At 45.6% G+C, this 15,666-nt stretch carries 15 protein-coding genes and 1 pseudogene; 2 read left to right on the top strand and 14 right to left on the bottom strand.

The window, feature by feature from the left end:
- Nucleotide 1: 1 nt before the first annotated feature.
- The 7 genes and pseudogenes from LIQ05_RS13515 to LIQ05_RS13485 all read right to left on the bottom strand — a co-directional run bounded on the left by LIQ05_RS13515 (nt 2) and on the right by LIQ05_RS13485 (nt 8,668).
- Nucleotides 2-2,842, bottom strand: a complete 2,841-nt coding sequence (locus tag LIQ05_RS13515) for a CD1108 family mobile element protein (RefSeq protein WP_226821402.1) — start codon at nt 2,840-2,842, stop codon at nt 2-4.
- Nucleotides 2,843-2,869: 27 nt separating this feature from the next.
- A complete protein-coding gene (locus LIQ05_RS13510; protein ID WP_226821461.1) occupies nt 2,870-5,251 on the bottom strand; it encodes a VirB4-like conjugal transfer ATPase, CD1110 family in 2,382 nt (793 codons plus the stop codon).
- A gap of 55 nt (nt 5,252-5,306) precedes the next feature.
- A complete protein-coding gene (locus LIQ05_RS13505; RefSeq protein WP_005426563.1) occupies nt 5,307-5,735 on the bottom strand; it encodes a PrgI family protein in 429 nt (142 codons plus the stop codon).
- 14 nt (nt 5,736-5,749) lie between these two features.
- Entirely contained in the window at nt 5,750-6,622 is an 873-nt protein-coding gene (locus LIQ05_RS13500; RefSeq protein ID WP_226821400.1) for a VirB6/TrbL-like conjugal transfer protein, CD1112 family, read from the bottom strand.
- Between the two features lie 4 nt (nt 6,623-6,626).
- Nucleotides 6,627-6,710 (bottom strand): annotated as a pseudogene (locus LIQ05_RS13495) (Maff2 family mobile element protein); the annotation flags it as partial.
- A gap of 89 nt (nt 6,711-6,799) precedes the next feature.
- Nucleotides 6,800-8,470 (bottom strand): recombinase family protein, encoded by a 1,671-nt coding sequence (locus LIQ05_RS13490; protein ID WP_003509313.1) that lies wholly within the window; start codon nt 8,468-8,470, stop codon nt 6,800-6,802.
- The gene (locus LIQ05_RS13485) at nt 8,471-8,668 is read right to left on the bottom strand and encodes a hypothetical protein (RefSeq protein ID WP_015524259.1); all 198 of its coding nucleotides are present in this window, start codon (nt 8,666-8,668) and stop codon (nt 8,471-8,473) included.
- Here LIQ05_RS13485 and LIQ05_RS19920 point away from each other — a divergent pair.
- Nucleotides 8,642-8,881, top strand: coding sequence for a tweety protein (locus LIQ05_RS19920; RefSeq protein WP_101105774.1), 240 nt, complete (start codon nt 8,642-8,644; stop codon nt 8,879-8,881). The genes LIQ05_RS13485 and LIQ05_RS19920 overlap by 27 nt on opposite strands.
- A 28-nt stretch (nt 8,882-8,909) precedes the next feature.
- On the opposite strand, the gene LIQ05_RS13480 is transcribed toward LIQ05_RS19920, so the two are convergent.
- The 7 genes from LIQ05_RS13480 to LIQ05_RS13450 form a co-directional block, all read right to left on the bottom strand.
- Nucleotides 8,910-10,247, bottom strand: a complete 1,338-nt coding sequence (locus LIQ05_RS13480; protein WP_116705727.1) for a virulence-associated E family protein — start codon at nt 10,245-10,247, stop codon at nt 8,910-8,912.
- Nucleotides 10,216-10,860: a CHC2 zinc finger domain-containing protein gene (locus LIQ05_RS13475; protein ID WP_116705726.1), complete on the bottom strand. Its 645-nt coding sequence runs from the start codon at nt 10,858-10,860 to the stop codon at nt 10,216-10,218. The genes LIQ05_RS13480 and LIQ05_RS13475 overlap by 32 nt, the downstream gene beginning before the upstream one ends.
- 65 nt (nt 10,861-10,925) lie before the next feature.
- Nucleotides 10,926-12,506 carry a MobQ family relaxase gene (mobQ, locus tag LIQ05_RS13470; protein ID WP_226821398.1) on the bottom strand — a complete coding sequence of 527 codons (1,581 nt, stop codon included), beginning with the start codon at nt 12,504-12,506 and terminating at the stop codon, nt 10,926-10,928.
- Nucleotides 12,507-12,692: 186 nt separating this feature from the next.
- On the bottom strand, nt 12,693-13,031 hold the full coding sequence (locus LIQ05_RS13465) for a helix-turn-helix domain-containing protein (RefSeq protein WP_003509323.1): 339 nt from the start codon (nt 13,029-13,031) through the stop codon (nt 12,693-12,695).
- 525 nt (nt 13,032-13,556) lie between these two features.
- A complete protein-coding gene (locus LIQ05_RS13460) occupies nt 13,557-13,853 on the bottom strand; it encodes a DUF3847 domain-containing protein (protein WP_005335898.1) in 297 nt (98 codons plus the stop codon).
- The gene (locus LIQ05_RS13455; protein ID WP_005335900.1) at nt 13,846-14,187 is read right to left on the bottom strand and encodes a DeoR family transcriptional regulator; all 342 of its coding nucleotides are present in this window, start codon (nt 14,185-14,187) and stop codon (nt 13,846-13,848) included. The genes LIQ05_RS13460 and LIQ05_RS13455 overlap by 8 nt, the downstream gene beginning before the upstream one ends.
- On the bottom strand, nt 14,184-14,372 hold the full coding sequence (locus tag LIQ05_RS13450; RefSeq protein WP_002304353.1) for a hypothetical protein: 189 nt from the start codon (nt 14,370-14,372) through the stop codon (nt 14,184-14,186). The genes LIQ05_RS13455 and LIQ05_RS13450 overlap by 4 nt, the downstream gene beginning before the upstream one ends.
- A gap of 482 nt (nt 14,373-14,854) precedes the next feature.
- Here LIQ05_RS13450 and LIQ05_RS13445 point away from each other — a divergent pair, with 482 nt between their 5' ends.
- On the top strand, nt 14,855-15,661 hold the full coding sequence (locus LIQ05_RS13445) for a helix-turn-helix domain-containing protein (RefSeq protein WP_008372835.1): 807 nt from the start codon (nt 14,855-14,857) through the stop codon (nt 15,659-15,661).
- Nucleotides 15,662-15,666: the final 5 nt, after the last annotated feature.

Here is a 15,666-nt window from a genome sequence, read left to right as displayed (position 1 = left end):
CTTATGGCCTGCCAAAAGCATAAAAATGAGACTGCCAGTATGCAGAATTAATGGACGTATACTGAATTGGATTTCCACAATGGAGCATCTGTCCATCTCCGGCATAAATTCCTACGTGGGTAACCGGCTCTCCCGCATCATACGTCCCAGTGAAAAAGATAATATCTCCTGGCCTTGCTTCTTCTGGTGATACAGGCATACAAATGTCATAAATTCCCTGTGCAGTAAGTCTTCCCATATTGCAGACACCCGAATTGGTAAACACATAGCTTACAAAACCAGAACAGTCAAAAGAAGTCTCCGGGCTGGAACCGCCCCATACATACGGCATACCAAGATATTTGTCTGCTTCCGCAAATAATCTCCGCACAGTCTCATCATCATAACTGCCGCCTCCAACATACAGCCCGCTATCTCCGGTACTGATATAAAAAACAGGATTATAATATTCCCCATCTTTGACCAGTTCCAAATATAACTGGCTTCCGGTTGCACTTCCTGTACTTCCCGTTGTACCAATTACAGTATCTGTTGTTACTTCCTGACCATTTGCTACCGAAATGCTCTGCAGATAAGCGTATTTAATCTGCACACCTTTTTTATCCTGCGTAACTACATAATTTCCAAAAGTTCCGCTATATCCTACATCTACAACAAAACCATTCATCGCTGACTTCACTTCTGTTCCCTGTCGTACATTAACCGTCACACCTCTGTGAAGTTGTGTCTGCCCGGTTCCATTGTTTACAGAATATCCATAATAGGTACTGATATAGGCATACCAGTTTAACTCAACCGGAGTTTTATATGTCTGTAAATTTCCTCTGTTGGAATAGACCTCTTCATAAATTTCCTGCTCATCCTCTTCCATTCTGGACAGAATAACACTTCTAAGCGGTTTTGCCTGAACAGAAACATTCAGTACATCTGCAGTTACTGTACGGGTAACTTCCACAGAGTTCTGATTGCCCTCTGCCAGAAAACATTCCCAGGTCTGATGACCATGTGCCTCAGCTACTGCGTGATTATCATAATAAACATCAAACTGGACACCATACTGGGCAAAGTTTCCAGTATCTTCTACGGTGTACTCAATCCCATTCATCACTACTTTCGTCCCCATTGGAAGAAATGGGTTTGCAGCATCAACCGCAAGCGTATGATTAGCCTGTGGCATTGCCCCTGAAGCAGTAGGTCCTCCACTCCACACGCCACAGCAGATGGGACAATTACAGTATCCACTGGTCACAACGTTTCCCAATGACTGCCCTACCTGTATTGTAGATGTTTCCTGCCGGGTTTCACTTTTTTCCTCTACGGTGATTCCGTACTGTAAAGAAAAAATTGTTTCCAGTTCTCCTTTTATCTCATCAAACTTAAAATCCCCATAACTGGCAGTCAGATAACTGATCAATGTATGAGGATCATGGCCGATTTCACCAATGTTATATCTGTATTCATCTTTTCCTGGATACCGGGCTTCCATCTGGTTTATTTTCTGTTGAAGACTGGCTTCCAACTGCGTATAATACAACTCTGCTTTTTCAATTTCGTCCGGATCCGCAATGTAACTGGAAGCGATTACCGTAGAAATTCCATTAGAAAACATAGCCGAACAGGAAGCAAATCCTGTCATTACGGAAAGAAGCAAAATCAATAACAACCCCATTGAGATCAGAGTAGTTACATTTCTTACAAATACTTCCTGTGCCTTTCTTGCAATTTTAGTAGCAAGATTTACTGACCGGATTGAGGTGTCTTTTGTTTCTTTTGCAATCTTCCCAGCCCGGTATGCCATCTGATACTCTCGCTTAATCCTCTGCTTCTGTATTAATTTTCTGATCAGCTTTTTCTGCATCTCTGGATGTTCTTCCAGATATTTCTGATATTGATACCTGGATGCACTCTTCCAGGCTCTTTTCTCTAAACGGTTTTCTTTATGTATCTGACTGCGGTTCTTCCGGATATTTCTACTGCTATGTTCCTGTAATATCCACTCACCTGAACGCACCAGCTTATGTGCTGCATCTACAGCACTGTTTTCCTCTTCGTCTTCGCCTGCTTTCTGATATACTGCATTTTTTAATGCTTTCTTTGGAACAGAAGACAAGGTTTTCTTTTTACCATCCGCTTTCCCTGTTTTTTTGTCGAAATATAAATGGTACTTTACCTTTGCTTTCTGTTCCTCATTTGTTTTCTTGGTATAAACAGAATCTTTCGGAATTTTGTTCTGCCTCTCAGCTTCCTGTTTTCTCGCAGCCTTATCCACTTCCTGATAAGTTTTTATTGTTTTTCGGCTATATTTCTGCTTTCCTTTTTTTCGGTTTGTAGAAACATCATTCTTCTCTGCCTGAAAATGTCCTCCATCTGTTTCAGCCGAAGTTTTCTTTTCTTTCTTCAGACTTCCATCTGTCTCCAGTTTTCCAAACTGCAGTCTCTGCTGTTTCTTTTTCTGTCGCTGATACTGGCTCCTGTGTTTTTCTTTGCGCTCACGTATTTCTACCGCTGAATCCACAGATACACCTGCAGGCTTGTCCCGGTATCTGTACCGTCCCTGTGTTTTTCGTTTTCCCGGAGGACTGTTTGCAGCCTCTTCTTTTTTGGCAGGATTTCCCTCCTGAACTTTTTCGGAAAATTGTTTCTTTTCAGCTTTTTTATGAGAGTTTTTCTTCTTTTCAGAAGTAATAAATGCCTGTTCTACATCCTTCTGTTTATAAGGCAACTCCTGATCGCTGTTTGTAACTTTTCTGGTCTCCTTTGTTGCAAGATTTTCCTCAACCAGACCATTTCTGGTCATACGGCTGACTTTCTTCTCTTTCGCCGTATATTTTTGTTTTCCCAATGTACCTCACCTCTGCTTTTTTGTCCGTTAAGTCTGAATCTCATCCGGTTTAGTACTCATCAAAGCATAGGTTCTGGTATCCTGCGGATATCTGTCTGCAAAAGGTATGATTACATTTCCGTAAAAAAGCAGCCCTTCTCCTGCATTACTGTTATTTACAAAAGAAATCTGATGCTTGGAAATATTCAATTTCTCCGCAAGGATCTTCTGATCCCCGCTGTGCTGATTTAACATCAGGATAAAATCACTGTTTCCCACAATACTTTCTACTGCCAGAGAGCCAAGAAAATCTGTTACATTCTGACTGATTCCTGTAATGATTCCACCCCACTTACGAAATCTCTTCCACATTTCAATAGAATAATTAGCAGTCTGTGACTGGTTCAGCAAAAGGTGAAATTCATCCACATAATAACGGGTTGATTTCCTGCGACTGCGGTTCTGTGATACTCTTGTCCAAACCATATGCTGGACAATCAACATCCCTGCTTTTCGTAGTGTGGTTCCAAGTTCCCGGATATCAAAGCATACCACTCTGTTCTGCGTATCGACATTACTTCGATGGTTAAATACATTCTGCGATCCTGTTACATACAACTGCAGACTGTTGGCAATGTTCTGTGCTGCTGGTTTATCTGGTGCATAAAAGTTCAGACGTTCATAGAAATCCTGCAAAGTCGGCATATTTTCCGGTTTTGGATCATTGTAAAGATATTTTTTATAAATGTCTTTTACACACAGGTCAATCATGGAAACCTCATCACCATTTAATTCTGCATTTTGAGGTTTCTTCATAATGACCTCGCAGAAAGATGTGATAAACTCTGCTTTATCAGCAATAATGGTATCAATATCCTCCACATCGCCATTAATCCTGTATTTCTCCGGATGATAAATAACATCCAGGTTCACTTCCATAGGATTGATGTAATCATTACTTTTTGCACTGATTTTAATAACTTCACCATTTAAGGCATTTACCAGCGGAAAATATTCTCCCTCCGGGTCACAGATAATAATGTCATCGTCTGTAATCAGGAAAACATTGAGAATTTCTCTTTTCGTTGCAAAACTCTTACCGGAACCAGGAGTACCCAAAATCAAGCCGTTAGGTGTTTTCAATCGTTTCCGATCCACCATAATGAGATTGTTTGACAGTGCATTTAAGCCATAGTAAAGAGCTTCACCGCCTTGGAAAAGTTCCTGGGTGGTAAACGGAACAAAGATTGCTGTAGAAGTCGTAGTCATAATTCTCTGTATTCCAGTCTGGTTCATTCCCAGTGGTAGTGATGCCACAAGTCCCTGTTCCTGCTGATATTGAAGTCTCCGTATATTGCAATTATATTTCTGGGCGATTCCTGCAGTCTGATACACAATATTGTCCAGTTTTCTCTTATTGTCCGCTGTATTCATCAGCAAAAAAGTAAGTTCAAAAAGTTTCTCATTCCTGGACTGGATTTCATTGAGCAATCCCTCCACATCCTCTCCGTATGTAGAAATGTCCGTTGGAATAATATCCATATCATATCCGCTTCTGACCGCTTTCTTCTGTTCTTCAATTTTCATTTTCTGAATATTTGACAGCGTACTTTTCAGGCTTTTAATAGCTGCCTTGGGATCAATTGGACGCAGGTGCATATTGATGATAAGATTCTCTTCCAGATCCAGCAGATCTGCCAGCAGTTTATCCGTAAGTTCTGGTGATGTAATCTGTAAATATGACACGCATCCAAAAGTCTGTCCCATCCGAAAATAGCTGTCATTGCGAAAATCAAATCCGGTAGGTGCAATAAAGTCTTTTGTCTGCAGACCTGTTTTTGCAACCATCCCATAATGGAAATGGAAAGATTCTTTTGTGTCCATATTCATCACATCATGCAGAATTTTCAGACGTTCTACCCCATTTAAAGGCTCTGCCATGGCTCCCATCACCTTAAAATTATTCAATACACTGGCTTCAATTCTCTCCAGCCTGGATTTTGCATTTCGCAGATTATCCGCCTTAATGGAAAATGTAATATATTTTGTTTTTACAAGCCCATTATTTCCTTTGGAAAGCTGCATTTTCAACATATCCGAATATTCTTTCCGAATATCATTGAAACAGTCATCCTGCTCTGGAATATCAATATTTTTTGCATACTCATCAAAATTCACCTGTTGATTAAGAAATGTAATTTGTACCTCAACAGAGCTGTCAAATGAATTCAGGAACTCACAATAGTTCTCAAAAATAGCCGCTTTATCATCATTCTGCGCTAACTGGTAATTTATATCGTAGAACTGCACCATCTTTGAATAATAGTTATCATCTGTCCTGCAGATACCATCCTTATATATTTCCTTATATGGAATCGTATCCTGCGCTGTAAAAGGCTTCCTCTTCTTCTGATTCTCCGCTTTTATCATCCGAAGTTCTTTCAGACGCTTTTTTTCTTCTTTCGTAAGTCCGGTTTTCTGTTTCTTATTTTTTTCGGTCTGCTTTTTTAAGGAAATGGAACGGATTTCTCGCTTCCCTGGCTTCTTTTGCCTTTTTCTCAAGCCATGCACCCTCTTTCTCTAATTTATCGTACTCTATAATCCGGTCATATAAGTTTTGGGAACGATAGACCCTGATTCCAGGTCTTAAAAATTTCTGCCGGATAATGTGAAGCAATATTTTCTCTGCTGGAAATCCATCCTTTTCATACATTGCAAAAAAGAAAAATGGCAGCATCACTATGATCATAAGCGTTGCTGCCACATCTGTTCCCAGTCCTGCTTTTGTCAGCAAATAGACCGGAACACCACAAATTCCTGCCAGAGAAAAACATATAATTTGTCTTTTAGTTAAATTCAGTGCTAATTTTGTCTTTATTTTTGAAAAATCTTTCGGCACTGGAACATATGCCATATTCTTGTTTCCTCCTAATGTGCATTGAAGATTGATTTTGCCAGGGAACTGGTCTTAAACAGACTGAAACATAAAATAACTGTATATGCTGCAACTGACCAGATAGCTGTATGAAGATTATCCGCAACTGTAATGGCATTTACCAGAACCGCATAAATCGCAACACATACCATCATAAAAAATCCCTGGAATCCCAACGCTAATAATGCCTTCACGTAATTATTTCCAATACTTCCCCATTCCCTGTTCGTAAATGTTGAAAACGGAATAGGTGCCACAGAGACATAAAGATATATTTCTATCATTCGTCCATATAAAATGACGGTAATCAGGACTGATATGATTTTTAGACATAAACTGACCAGCATCGTTTCCAGACCAAGCCCCAGTAATTCTCCGATTCCCATATCTTCAATCTGCGTTTCAAGAAGCGTTTTCAATGCTTCTGTAACATCAATAGATGCGGAACCGGTTATCATACCGCCAGCATTGGATACCACATGATTCGCTACATCAAAAATTGCCATCGCAATATCAAAAGTATGAGTAACAAGATATACCGCTACCCACATCTTGAAAATATATTTGAAAAACATAAACGTATCCGTATCGTGCATATTGTTTTTTTCCATAATCATGGAAATCAGCTCATAACACAGTACAAATGTAATAATCATCCCCGCAATGGGGACAATGACATTATCCGACAGATTTTTTATCATGGAAAAAATGCCATTGTTCCAATTTTGGGGTGTTTTCCCAACCTCCGCAGCAATCGTTTCTACTTTGGTATTTACATCGGTAAACATGGTATCCAGGTTTGATGTGATCCAGCCTGTTAGCAGATCCTTTATGAACTCTGTTATTTTTTCGGTTATTCCACCCATTTATTTATCCAAACAAAGTTGCAAGCTGTGGAATCAGGTTTATTCCAATCAGTACGATGCCACCGCCCGCCATCAACTGTTTTATCCCCAATTAGGTGTAAAACTCTGCTCGATGGCTGGCGGCGGCGTACAAAAATCTATATGGTGTTTGTAAGAGAAACGTCCCGGCGGGACAGGTCAGGCAGTGACCTGTTCCACCTCCGGGATGGGTTTGAGATTAAAATGAATTTCGATAGAAATGTGTCTTGTTTTATCCTCGTCAATGCGCTCATGCACGACGATTTCTTTGATTAAGCGGTTGAGGGTGGCTGCGTCCAGCTCTGTGATGTTGGCATATTCCTGAATGGCTTCCACCCATTGTTTTGCGTCATTGGCAAGCTGGACTTCATCGGACAGCCGTTTTCTGCCCTCGGACACTTTTGTTTTAAGCTCCGTCTGCTCGGTCTGTGTCTTTTCCAGCATGGTGTTGAAATTCTGCTCACTGATACGCCCTGCAATCATATCCTCATAAAGCCGCATGACCATTTTGTCCAGAACCTCAATCCGTTCCTCGTCCCTTGTAAGGGAGCGTTCCATTGCTTCCCGCTGTTCCCGCTGCTCTGCTTCACAGGTATTGGTCAGGCGGTCGGCAACCGCTTCCCCGTCCATCAGGGCAGCTCTGGCACATTCCCGGATTTTCCGCAGCACATGGCTGTAAAGGGTGTCATAATCAATCCGGTGCTGGGTGCAGTGGTTCTTTCCAAAGGCGTTGTAGGTCTTGCAGGAATAAATCCGCTGGGGATGTTTTGCGTTTGTGTAGCGTACCGTCAGCGACTTCCCACACTCGCCGCATTTTAACAGTCCGGCAAACAGGCTGATTTCATTGGTCTGCCCCGGACGCTGGCGGGATTTCAGCTTGTTCTGCACAATGTCAAAGCTCATGCTGTCAATCAGCGGTTCATGCTGTCCCTCCACCACAATCCAGTCCTCCGGCTTCTTTTCCCCAATCGTGCCGATTTTGAAGCGGTAGTCCTTTTTCTGGGAAGCAATCGCCCCGGTGTAGACGGGATTCATCAAAAGGTCTTTGATAACGGAGAAGTCCCACATATACCGCCCGTTTTCCGGGTCTTTCTTTTCCCATTTGGTGCGGGTATTGCGAAGCCCCCGTTCCCGGTTCCACCATGTGGGGCAGGGGATTTTTTCTTCCTCCAGCCGTCTGCGGATATAGTTCGGACCATGACCGTTCAGGGCATATCCGAAAATCAGCCGCACAATCGGGGCGGTTTCCTCGTCAATGAGCAGATGGTTTTTGTCCTCCGGGTCTTTCCGATACCCAAAGGGGGCAAGACACCCGGTAAACTGTCCTTTCTGCGCTTTCAGAAGATAGGAGGAATGGACTTTCTTGGAAATATCCTTGCTGTACATTTCATTCAGGATATTCTTGAACGGGGCAATATCGTTGTTATCCCGCAGGGTGTCGATACCGTCATTCATGGCGATATAGCGGACACCGTTTCTTGGGAAAAAGTCCTCAATCAAATGCCCGGTTTGCAGATAGTTCCGCCCCAGTCGGCTGAGGTCTTTCGTGATGACAAGGTTGATTTGCCTGCGCTCAATGGCTCTCAACATTCTCTGTAAATCAGGACGCTCCATATTAAGACCTGTGAAGCCATCGTCCTGATAGACTGCCACAACCTCCCATCCCTGCTTTTCGCAGTATTTTTCCAGCATATCACGCTGGTTTGCGATACTGGCACTTTCGCCTTGCAGGTCATCGTCCTTTGACAGTCTGCAATAGACCGCTGCACGATAGCCCCCGGCAAGTGCCGAACCGATTGTTCTGTATTCCATTTCGTTCATCATAGCCATTTACCCACACAATCCAGACGGTATCTGGCTCTTTTGAACCTCATCTTCATTATACTTCGAATCTTTCTTTTTAGCAAGATATTCTTTTGCATTTGTCTTTCCATATTTCTGGGAAATCAGGCTGACGAACACATCGGTTGCGTCAAGCTCCCCGTCAAACACAGTAGTCACATGAATCTCTGTTTTGTTTTTTGCCATAGGCAGTTATCCTCCATACATGAAAATAGCCAGACAGAGGGTGTCGGCAACGAAGTCCGGCAACGGGCTTCAAAAGACCTTGCAAACAATCTCAATCTGGCGATGATTACTATTTATACTTTTCTTTCATTTTTCTGTTGTTTTGGTTGTTATAAGGGAGAAAAGCCCGGAAATAAGGGGTTTTCCCCGGCAACCGGCTCGGCAACGGGATAGCAACAGGGGGTGCAACGGGCTGTCATTTTCAGAATGGAAGCTCCATCTGTTCTGTGACCTCCACAAAGCCATCCATTGCTTTTTCAGACGGGTTGCATAAGTCCGTTGCCGGGTTTTCACGCTCCCAGCCCTTTTGTCTGCCGTATTCGGAAAACATTCTTGGATTCGGGAAGTACCGCCAGCCGGTAATGCACTGGTTCATAATCTCGTTGATTTCCCGTATTTCCCATTGCTTCGGCTCGTCAAAGGCATGGTTCAAAGCTTCCTTGTAGAGCTGCTTGGAGCAGACCATGCTCCCGGTGTACCTATCAAGATACGCCTGTATCATTCCGGCTTTGGTGTCCTCCGGCATAAAATCCCGCTGGTGTTCTTTCAGATACCGCTGCATGTCGGGGCTGAAAGCCAGCTTGAACCTGCCGCTTCGGTAAATCTCCATCGCTTCCGCCCACATCTGCTCGATATAGGCTCTGGAAGCAGCTTCGTCCTCCAAAATGTGAACCTCGGCTTGCTCCGGGTACACCATGACGGGGATAAAGCGGCGGTTGCCGGAACGGTCAAGGGGCAGGAAGTCAAGGGCATTGGAAGTGCCGCCAAACACGCACTGACGGGGGCGGTCTGCCGGGTGGGTTTCATAGGGTATCTTGTAAACCTCTTTCTGCCGGCTTAAAAATGACTTGATTTCCTCAATGCTCTTGGCGTTGGCGGTTGCCATCATTTCCGACATTTCGATAATCCAGTGACCTTGCAGCTTGCGGTACACATTGTCATCGTCCAGCTTCCGCAAATCATCGGAGAACCACTCGTCCCGGACTGCCATCAGACGGAAGAAGGTGGACTTGCCAGCCCCCTGACCGCCGACCAGACAGAGCATGATTTCAAATTTGCACCCCGGCTGAAAGGCTCGTGAGATTGCACCCAGCAGGAACAGCTTCAACGCTTCATAGGTGTAATCGTCTGCGTCAGCCCCCAGAAAGTGCCGCAGGCAGAAACGGATTCGCTCTGTCCCGTCCCACACAAGGGTATTGAGATAGTCCCGGATGGGATGGTACTTGTTTTCATTCGCCACAATCCCGATGGCGTTATCAATCTTCTTCTCATTGGTAAGCCCGTAGGTTTCTTCCAGATAGAGAAGCAGATACTTCATGTCCGTATCGTTCAGGGCGGTGCTTTCCCTGTGGAAGCCGATGGGCTTTATGATGTCCTTGCGGTCGGTCAGGATGTTGTATGCGATAGCCCCGGAAAGCAGCGGGTCACGCTGGAATACGGTCAGGCAGTTCCGTATGCTCTGACGGACACCGCCTTTCTCGGTAGTTTCCAGCCCCGCCTTGATTTCCTCAATGCTCTGGGGCGGCTGCATGGCGTTCATGGTGTTTTTTAGTTCTTGCTGCGTTTGCGGCGGCAAGCTCTGCCATTCGCTTTTCAAGCTGTATCACATCCTTTCCGTAGTCCGTAATCAAAGCCGCTTTTTCCTCTGTCTCCCCGAACAGCAGCACATCCAGCAGATATTCCACATGGGCTTGCTTCTGTAAGGCTTCCACAAACCGGGGATGAAAGACTTCCTCCGGGGAATGCGGGGCGTAGTCCTTTCTCCATGCCCGGAGCAGATGGAGATAATCAGCAAGAATACGGAAGCAGCGGCTCTTTGCTTCCTGAAACTGTTCCTCCGGGGATTTCTGCCGGGGCTTGGGCTTTTTTGCCTTTCCCGGCGGCTTCCAGTCCTCATAGGAAAGCCCGAAGTCATTTGCCAGTTGTATGGCGGCTTCTTTCTTTCCCAGCCCATACAGGGCGGCGGCAAAATCAATCACATCCCCATCCGCACCGCAGCCGAAGCAGTGGTAACGCCGATCCAGCTTCATGCTTGGGGTTTTATCGTGATGGAACGGGCAGCAAGCCATCCCGTTCCGACCTATATGGATTCCATAATGCTCCGCAGCCTGTCTTGTTGTGACGGACTGCTTCACAGCTTCAAATAAATTCAAATCTATCCCTCCTTGAAAAAAAGAAAAGCACCTGACATTCTCAATCTGAAAATGGCAAGTGCCTGTTAAAGTTCCATATCCTGTTGTTTGTGTTTTGTCTGCACCGGGGCAGTTCTTTGTGCTTTTTTCTCGTCAGCCTTATCCTGCAAGACTTCTTTGATAGGCTGTTTCTTGGGCGGCTCTTTGCTTTCTTCTGTGCCGGGGGTGGCTTTCCGTACCCAGTAGCGGATGTCCCGCAGCTTCTTCAAATTCTCCTGTACCTCGGTCAGTGGTACTTTCAGCTCTGCAATTTCTTCCAGAAGCGTTTCCTGCTCCTCTTGCAGCTCCTTTTGGGTACTGTCCTTATCGTCCGGGTGCTTGGCAAGGTAGGCGGCGGCTTTCGCATACCGGGCAACCTCCGGGTGTTCCTGTTTGAATTTCTCCTTTGTTTTCTTAAATAATATCTTCTGGTACTTCTCATAGACAGGCTTACATTCCTTGCAGTCTGTCCGGCTGGCAAGAATCCCGTCAATCACTTTGCTGCGGGCTTCCTTTGGCTTCATCTGATTGCGGTAATCTGCGGCTGATTTCCCGGAAGATTCCAGAAACGCTTCTAAGTCCTCCACAGTGGAAAGCCCCTTTTGCCGGAGATAGGACAGGGCTTCGCTGACTGCCTTTAAGTCCTGTGAAGTCCCCCGGTTCTGTCCAGCCCTCGTCCAGTCCTTCCGTTCTTCCTTTCGTATCTCCATGTACTTCATCAGCAGATTGGGAAGAAGTGTCGCTTCCTCCGCCGCTTTTTGTGCAAGCAGCTCTTTCCGTTTTTCTCCCAGCTCGGTAATCCAGCCTTTGAGGTTTTGGATAAGCTGCCGGATGGACTTCATCAGGCGGTTGGCGGCTCTGATTTCCCGGTTCAGGTTGCCGATATTCGTCTGGATACCACGCTTTTCCATCTGCCGGACAGCAGCCCCCTCATGGACAGTGGGGACAATATCAAGCCCCTGTCTGGCATAGGAACGCAAGTCCACACGCTCCGGGCGGTCATTGGCTTCCAGATAGCGGTTCTGGATGACCTCCCATTCATGCCGCCAGATTTCACAATACTCCTGGTCGTTCCAGTCCACCGTATCCTCCTTGTGGCTTTTCCACCTGCCGGATGGCAGCTTTATCCGTTCCCCTTTTTCATCAAGGTCATAAACCTTGCTGCTCTTGGGAAGCCATTTCCCATGTTCGTCCATTGCTCTCATAGTCAACAGGACATGGGCGTGGGGATTGTGTCCCGGCGGATAGGGGTCGTGGATGGCAAAGTCAACAATCATGCCTTTGGAAACAAACTGCTGTTCACAAAACTCCCGGACAAGGACAGCGTACTGGTCGGGCGGTATCTCTCTGGGGATGGTAAGCACCCACCGCCTTGCAAGCTGGGAATTCCATTGCTTCTCCACCGCTTCGGCGGCGTTCCATAAAGTATTGCGGTCTGCATACGACCGTGGGGCATTTGCCGGAAGCAAGATTTCATTGTGGACGATACCACGCTTTTCCGGGTAGTGATTCACTTCCTGATCGTATCCACAGAACAGCTTTTCGCCGCTCTGGTAGGCAGCGGCGGCAACCGCAGACTGCTGTTGGCTTCGCTGCACAATCGAGATTTCGTTGTGTGGACAGGGCATTTCGTGTCCCTCCTTTCGGTAATTGGTGGATGGGGTGGCGTTTTACCACCTCATTTGGGGCAGAAAAAAAGCAGGAGACCTTTTCAGATTTCCTGCTCGGTGGTGCCGCCGGTGGGCGGCTGGTATTCAGTTTTGAAAGTTCGGGTCAGGGTGGCCCGATGATGAAATAAAATATCTGCATGAAGATTATTCAACTTCTTTTAGTAATTCTTCAACAGAAATACCGTAAAGTTTTGCAAGTGCAAAAAGATTTGATGTGGAAGGGTCGGATGTTCCATTTTCCCATTTTGAAACAGCCTGCCTGCTAACACCAATCGTTTCAGCAACAAATTCCTGCGTCATTTTGCACTGTGTTCTGTGTACTTTGAGTGCTTCACCCAACGATTTCCTCACTACGGATTTTTCCTGCCGTACATCTTTTGAATGGATATATTTGAGTAATGCACGAACAATAAGGGTAAGCAAACCAACAAAGATACATAAGAAAATTATTCCAACGATTATCATAAATACGGTTACTTTCATTTGACCACCTCCTAATGTTGCTGTTGGCTTCATTTCTCTGTACGGATATATTTAAGCAATGCACGAATAACAAGGATAAGCAAGCCGACAAAGATACATGAGAAAACTATTCCGACTACAATCATAATGATGTTTACTAACATTTGGATGACCTCCTTTCTTTGTTGGCTTTATTCTATCTGAATTACCGTGTTGCTACCACCAACTATCAAGCAATTATCAGTTGCATATCGGTTGCACAATGATAGCGTTCTGTTTTTTGACCTTATTATACTAAATTACCGTAGATAAGGATAGCTCGACTGATAAAACTTGCTGGACGGGAACAGCTTGCAGCGCAAGGTGTTTCCGGGCGGCAAGTCCACAAAAGGGTAGCTGGCGACAGCCAGCGCAGGGGAAGCGTAGCGTCCCCTGTATGATTTGGAGCAGACCATGACTGCGGAAAATCACAGCCCTCCGGCGAGGAGCCTTCGGAGAACGCAATGCACCAACCTTTGGGTGGTGTATAATTGCGCCCTTAGTAAACTAAGGGGTTTCCGGCTTCTCCCGTTCCAGCAGTTTTTTCAATATATCTTGCGTGTCCTGCCTGTGAAAAATGAGTTTCAGCAACAGCATGACATCATCGTCCGTCAGGCGTTCCGGCTCTTGCAGAAAACTTTCCAGCATACCGCCACGAGTACAGAGCCGGTGCGTCCGTTCCTTTCGGGTAAGCTGCTTCAACTGGTGCTGCAATGCCTTTTCATCATTGATGGCTTTCCGCAGTTTCTTTTCGCTTTTCTCCAACTCCCGGTTGAGCTTTCCCAGCTTTGAGGTATCAGGCAAGGGTAGCGCCCTCCTTTCCCGGTATCAGCACATAAATCCTGTTCGGTTCTCCCACGCCCTGACGCACCCGCATGATAAGTCCGGCGGTTTCCAGTTCATTCAAAGAACGCTTGACCGTCATGAGGCTGCGGGACAGGACTGCGGCAATGGCTGTGATAGGGAAGCAGACAAAAAGAATCCCGTTCTCGTCCGCCTGCCCTCTGAAAAGCATAGCGTCCAACATCCGGCAGTACATGACCTTTGCGGTGCTGCTGACTGGAAATCCTGTCAACGCTCTGGGAAATGGCATACAGGGCGGCAATGGTGTGTCTATCGTCATAAATTCAAAATTCATTCGGTGTGTTCCTCCTTTTTCTTTGCTCGTTTGGATAAATAACGGGGGCAGTCAATCACAACCGCCCGGAAGCTCTGCTTGCACCCATGCTGGCATTTCCGGCATAATTCGTTGTAAGTGACACGCCCCCGGTCATTGAGGTAAAAGGAAAGCTCATGCTTCCGCTTTTTGCTCATTCTCGGCATGTTACGTTTCCTCCCGTTTTCGTGTATGGTTTCGGGGCGATTTTCGGCAAAATTACAGCCATAGAGCCGCTTAAAATCTCCCGAAGTCTCAGCGATAGGGTAGACTATCTCCCTATCAAATTGTCGTGTTTCGGTATCATTTCGGTGTCAGTTCGCCAGTTCTCCCTGGTGTCGTTCCTCCCCTGAATCTCACAGCGGCGTATCGCTCCCTTTGGTACGCTCGTTTCGGTCAGGGTTCCTCCATATCCCTGCCAAAAGTCATGGCGCTACATCGCCGGGGAAGCATATCCCACACAGGCTGGTCATTCGATTGGAATAATCCATCGATGAACTACCTGTATCATAGAACATTTTTGTGCCCTGTGCCGTATATCCACAAAGTAGGAATCAGGGGGAAAATCAGAAATTTCCACGATTGCGGAAAGTGTGATATAATCCAGTTAAACGGCAGAAATAAAACCACCGGAAAGGAGCGTGCGCCCATGAAAGTTGCAACAAGCATACAGGAACGCCTTTGGGAACTCCGCAAAGACAAAGGCTTAAATCTGGAAGAACTATCAAAGCTGACGGGCATTTCTAAATCAGCCCTTGGCAGTTATGAAAAAGAGGATTATAAGGAAATCAATCATGGCAACCTTATCACGCTGGCAGACTTCTATGGGGTTTCCGTCGATTATCTGCTGTGCCGGACAGAGAACAGGGAGCAGATCAACACGCCACTGACGGAGCTGCATTTGAACGATGAGATGGTGGCACTGCTGAAAAGCGGTCGGATTAACAACCGTCTGCTCTGCGAACTTGCCACCCATAAGGACTTTATCAAGTTTCTTGCGGACATTGAGATTTATGTGGACGGGATTGCCACCATGCAAATCCAAAATCTCAACTCCCTTGTTGATACCGTCCGGCATGAAATTATTGAACGGTATCGCCCCGGCGAAGATGACCCGCATTTGAAGGTGCTGCAAGCCGCACATATCAGTGATGATGAGTATTTCAGTCACATGGTTCTGGATGACCTCAACCTGATTATCCGGGATATTCGGGAATTCCACAAAAAGGACAGCGAGAGTGCGCCCCAAACTACCGTTGCCGATGAACTGAAAGAAAATCTGGAAGCGGTCGAAAATTTCAAGGGCAGTCGAGATGAAAAACTGGTTATCCTTTACTGCAAGCAGCTTGGTATCAACTATAAAAACCTGTCAGAAGAAGAATTTCGCTGGTTCATTCGTATTCTCAAAAAATCAAAGAAAATGGGAACGCCTATCAGCCAGAGGAAAAAACGGTAAAGGAA

This window comes from Blautia glucerasea (genome assembly GCF_020537505.1).
Lineage (GTDB): Bacteria > Bacillota > Clostridia > Lachnospirales > Lachnospiraceae > Blautia_A.
This window is presented reverse-complemented; position numbering and strand designations above follow the sequence as displayed.